The sequence below is a fragment of the Streptomyces spongiae genome (genome assembly GCF_009377185.1).
Classification (GTDB): Bacteria; Actinomycetota; Actinomycetes; order Streptomycetales; family Streptomycetaceae; genus Streptomyces; species Streptomyces spongiae.
Genome location: NZ_VJZC01000684.1, coordinates 1 through 4,913 on the forward strand (window position 1 = coordinate 1; position 4,913 = coordinate 4,913).

The following is a 4,913-nucleotide window of genomic DNA, read 5'->3' on the forward strand; positions in this document are numbered from 1 at the left end:
GGTGCGGACGGCGGGTTCCAAGGGTTGCTCCTCTCGGGAGCCAGGGCGTCGAGTCTGACGCCGTCCGGTACCTGTCGCGCCACGTCCGCGGTCACCCGCGTGCGTACCAGGACGCAGGTGAGGTTGGGGAAGGCCGACAGCCAGGTCAGTCCTTCGACCGGGTGAGGTGCTTCCAGCGCGAGAGTGGTGAGTCGCTCGCGGACGACGAGTTCCGTGAGGTCCTCGACCCGGTAGGCGCCGTGGACGTGGATGTCCTCCCAGCCGCCGATGGAGCGAAGCGTGCGAAGGTCCTCGGAGCCGCGTACGGTCACCCGGTGCTGCGCGGGCAGGTGCGCGAGGATGGCGTGCGTGTAGAGCTCGCGGTCGAAGTACTGCCAGGACTGGGCCAGGAGCATCTGAACCCGTGCGTCCGGGTGCTCGCGGAAGCGGGTCAGGAAGTGCAGCGAGGCTTCGCTGCCCAACTGGACCGCCGTCTCGGCCACCATCATGGCCACCGCGGGATGGAGGTCCTCCGGACCCGGCAGGAGGGCGAGTACGAGATCACCGCCGGCCTGGGCCAGCTCACGCGCCGCTCCCGACCAGTGCGGCGGAACGAGCTCCGCCACCCCGTCCTCCACGGACGTCCGTACCGAAGGATCCACCTCCGCCACGTACCGCAGCCCCGCCGCGGCCAGCAGTTTGCCGCGCGAGGTGTCCTGGGCCACCAACCGCCGCAACATCTGCTCCGCCTCCTGGGGGCGGGCATGCGCGAGAGCCAGCAGGATCACGTCCTCCCACTCGTCCTTCTCCGCGTTGTTCACCAGCAGATCGAAGTCGAGCTCCTGCACGGCCAGCCGGGCACCCAGGTAGTCCTGGAAGGTCCGGTGCAGGAAGTCCACCCGCCCCTCGGCGGGCTCGCGCAGCAGGCCGGACCGCAGGAGGAGAGAGCGGTAGACCTCCTCGGCCGTGCCGGCCAGGCCGACCGCGGGCAGCGCCTGCCCGATGATGTGCAGCGCCTCCGAACGGTCCATCTCGGCACGGCTGTTGCGGATCAGCCACCACGCGAGCTTCTGCAGCAGCTGCACCTGGGTGGCGTACGGGACGAGCAGTCCGTCGGGGTGGTCCAGCTCGCGCTCGCGGTCGCGCCGCTCCAGCAGCATGGTGAGGGCGGCCTCGTACAGGGACCTGCGGTCCTGTGGCAGGAAACCGCGCCGGTCGCGGTGGAGCGCGCACAGCATGCCGCACATCAGCGGGTTCGTGGCCAGCCGGTTCAGTTCGGACGTGGTCCGTACGGACTGCAGCAGGGACGCTCCGACGTTCTCGTCCGCTCCGGCGGCGCGGTGCCAGCGCCGTACGAAGGTGGCGACGTCGTCGCGGGTCATCGGGGAGAGCGTGAGCTCGGCGAAGCCCTCGGCGTCGAGCCACTTCTCCGGGACCGCCGAGGGCCGTGAGGTGACGAGCCACAGGTTCCCCGGGAAGGTCCGCGCCAGCTCCCGCAGCCACCGACGGGCCGCGGGCCGCCGGTCAGCGGCGATCTCGTCGATCCCGTCGACCAGCAGGACACCCCGCCGGGCCCGCAGCACGCGCTCCACCCAACCCGGGGGCTGCTCCCCGGCGACGGGGCAGCCGACGGCCTTCAGGAAGTCCCCCGGAAGCGGGAACTCCGCGCCCGGCCGCACGATCCTCCGCATCGGCAGCACGAACGGCACCCGCCCGACCAGGTGCGTCAGCCCGTGGTCGTACGTACGGCCGGCGGTCGTCACCGCGAGCCACTGGACGAGGGTCGTCTTCCCGGACCCGGCGACACCGCGCAGCAGGACCTGGTCCTGCCGGTCCAGCACGCGCTCGGCGGGTTCGTGGAGCCCGCTCCGCCCGTTGCTGTGGCCGTTCTGCTCCCTGGTCGCCTCCAGGCTGAGATACGCCGTGTCCAGCGGCCACTCGCGTGTTCCGGCGTCCAGGCCGTAGATGGTCAGCGTTCCGTAGCGGCCGGAGATGTGATCCGCGTACCGCTCCTCGAATCCCACGTCCTCGGCCGACTGCGACGGCAGCCGCTCCAGCAGCACGTCCACGGCCTGGACCAGCCGGGCCAGTTGCTGGCTCTGGACGGTCTGCTGCCGGGCGATGTACGTGGAGCGCTGCGTGAAGAAGTTCAGGATGTGCAGCGAGGCGGTGTGGAGCAGCCGCTCGTAGAAGAGTTCGCCGTCGCGGGTGAGCCCGAAGACGACCTCGTCCGGGGTACGCAGACGGAGCGTGCGCGCGAACACCCCGGGCCCCAGTGCCACGGCCTCGTAGTCCTCGATCGTGATGTCGCCGAGGGCCGCGAGCGAGTGCGCGAGTGCGTACGTGACGGCCGCCACCTCGTCGGCCTCCACGGGCCGTTCCCCCGGCGGCGCCGCCTTCAACGCCCTCCGGACCAACTCCTCGGCGACCTTCTGCGCGTCCTTCGGCGTGACGTCCCGCTTCTCCCGCCCGAACGACACCAGCGCCGATATCCGCACCGGTTTGATCACCAGTCCGGCCCCTGGCTGGTCCTTCACGAAGAGCTTCTTCACGAGCGGTGCCACCACGCTGGACGCGATACGAGCTCCGAGCACTCCGGCGTCGACCATGTACCGAGAGTAGGCGAACGCCCGGTGAAAGAGGGGCAGTTGTTCTTGAATCTGTTCGGGATCACCCCGTCCCCGTCACCTGCGAGCCGCAATTCGTGAGGGGTGGCCGACGGCGTCGATGGCTTCCTGGACGACGCGTGACAAGTCCTCTTCGGAGGGGACGAGTTGCCGGTCGGCCGGGGAGAGCGTCGAGTAGTTCGTCACGGCCAGCGGGTTGTTGCTGGCGTCGAGGGCGAGTTGTACGGCGGCCCTGTTGTGCCGGGTGCCGATGAGGAAGCCGATCGTCGGGTCGTCCCGCTCCTTGTCCCGCACCATCTGGTCGACGACGCTCACATAGAAGTTGAGCTTGCCCACGTGCTCGGGTCGTACGTCCTTCGTCTTCAGTTCGAACACGAAGTAGCGGTGCAGCTTGAGGTGGTAGAAGAGCAGGTCGATGCGGTACTCCTCGCCGCCGATGAGGACGGGGTACTGGCGGCCGACAAACGCGAAGCCGACGCCGAGCTCGGTGAGGAAGCGGACCATGTTGGCGACGATCGCCTCTTCGAGCTCGTGCTCGGCGTGATGCTCGTCGAGCCCGAGGAAGTCGAGCCGGTACGAGTCCCGCGCCAGTTCCTTCAGCACCTCCGAGCCGTCGGGGACGGTCACCTCGAAGTTGGTGGCGGCGGAACCCTGGGTGAGATGCAGGGCCTGGTGGATGAAGCGGTCCAACAGAGCGCGGGAGCAGCCGTTGCGAACGGCTTCGGTGGCGTAGAAGTCCAGGTCGGAGCGGGTTTCGAGCTTGTCCATGAGGACGGTGATGTGGCCCTAGGGCAATTGTGCAACGGGCTGTTGCACAATTGGCTCCGGCCAGGTGCGGGCCATCTTCTGCATGCACAACAGGTTGCGCCGAGAGAAGCCGCGCTGGTTCGGGAAGGACGCCTTCAGGTCCGCGGCGAGCCGGCCCACGACCTTGGTGCCCCAGCCCTCCTGCTCCTGTCGGGCGAGGATCAGCTTGCCGATCCGCCAGTACATCTGGGCGAGTTCGGTATTCACGGCTCGCTGAGCGCGCAGGCGTGCGCCCGCGACGGCTTCCTTGACCTCGCCCAGCAGGTCCCCGTACCAGGAGGGGAGGGCGCCGAGCTGGGCAGGGATGGTGGCCTCGGCCTCGGCCTCGGCCTCGATAACCTTCTTGCCGTTGTCCCGGCACGGGGATAACGGCAAGAAGGTTATCGACCGGCTGCACCTCATCGTCATGAGCTTGATCATCGTCCGGCCCGCCCCGGACGCGCAGCTGCTCAGATGATCGGGCTACCGGCAAGGGCTCAGCAGACCTGGACTCCGTCGATCATGTTGTTCCAGGGGGTGTTCGCGAGGCTGTCTTCCGTGTGGTACGCCGTGCTGCCGAACTTGTAAACCCAAGAGCCCTCCCAGTTGTAGAACCGGGCCACCGTGCCGGTGGTCTGATTGTTCTTGTACGAGGTGAGGGTGTCGTTGTTGAAGGCGTAGTCATTCAGGTCGCGGAATGCACAGGTGGTAAACGACAGCTTGTTGCCGGTCCAGTTGGCACCATCCCACAGGCACAGATACCTGTAGGAACAGCTGGTGTCGGCCGCGCCGGGCACGGACATCGTGATGGTCGCGCTGCCGTCCTTCGCCCGGATCTCGTTGTACCTCACCTGTTCCGCCGGGACCTTGATGTCCGCCAACTGGGCGTCCACCCGGTCCTGCAGCTGGGCTGCCTGCCGGGCCGAAAGGCCTACCGCTTTCGCCTCCGCCGCGTACTTCGACTCGGCCGACTGCGTGGCCCAGTCTGTAGCGGCCGCAGTGGCGCTGCCGGCTCCGAGTGCCAGCGCCATGCCACACAGCAGGGCTGAGGCGCGCTTCGTGATCTGGGATCGGACATTCATGAGGTTTCCTCCGTCGGTGGGTTTCGCTTCATGAGCAGATTCGGGCGCCATCAGACAGCCTCCGGCGACTGATGCGGTCGGCCCTGACTCCCCCTGGGCTGAACGGCGAGACAGCAGAATTCGCAAGGCCGCGTGGGGCGCGGCCAGGTGCAGTGCGGTCAGGGCCGGATCTGTTGTTCCGCTGTGGAACCGGACGCATACCCGCCTCCACAGCAGCAGCCCCGTTGCCTGTTCACACGGCGAACAAGACGTCTGCCCCTTGTGGCGGCACCCCTCGGTACCGCTCACACACCGATTTCAGCGGCTGGCTTATTGATTGGCAGGGCTGTTCCGGCGGCCAATCAATGGCCAGCTGTGACGTTTCGGGCCGGGTTGAGGGGTGCAAAGGTGAGGCGTCTGGTCTGGTGTGGGATGGCTGGCGAGGGGGCGGGTATGGCGG

The 4,913-nt window shown here is 68.0% G+C and carries 4 protein-coding genes; all 4 read right to left on the reverse strand.

The genetic code is table 11. The annotated features are described in order from the left end of the window. The coding region (locus tag FNH08_RS44540; protein ID WP_152777210.1) for an NACHT domain-containing protein at positions 1–2,588 on the reverse strand (2,588 nt) is incomplete at its 3' end. 75 nt (positions 2,589–2,663) lie between these two features. Next, complete coding sequence (locus FNH08_RS52740; protein WP_228034752.1) at positions 2,664–3,374, reverse strand: PDDEXK nuclease domain-containing protein; 711 nt, start codon at positions 3,372–3,374, stop codon at positions 2,664–2,666. Between the two features lie 18 nt (positions 3,375–3,392). Next, on the reverse strand, positions 3,393–3,788 hold the full coding sequence (locus FNH08_RS52745; RefSeq protein ID WP_228034753.1) for a DUF1016 N-terminal domain-containing protein: 396 nt from the start codon (positions 3,786–3,788) through the stop codon (positions 3,393–3,395). A gap of 101 nt (positions 3,789–3,889) precedes the next feature. Beyond that, positions 3,890–4,525, reverse strand: a complete 636-nt coding sequence (locus tag FNH08_RS44550) for a peptidase inhibitor family I36 protein (RefSeq protein WP_152777211.1) — start codon at positions 4,523–4,525, stop codon at positions 3,890–3,892. Positions 4,526–4,913: the final 388 nt, after the last annotated feature.

Bases quoted from the DNA above. Each gene is read 5' to 3' on its own strand.
- FNH08_RS52740 (WP_228034752.1), bottom strand. From the start codon at position 3,374: ATGGACAAGCTCGAAACCCGCTCCGACCTGGACTTCTACGCCACCGAA.
- FNH08_RS44550 (WP_152777211.1), bottom strand. From the start codon at position 4,525: ATGGCGCCCGAATCTGCTCATGAAGCGAAACCCACCGACGGAGGAAAC.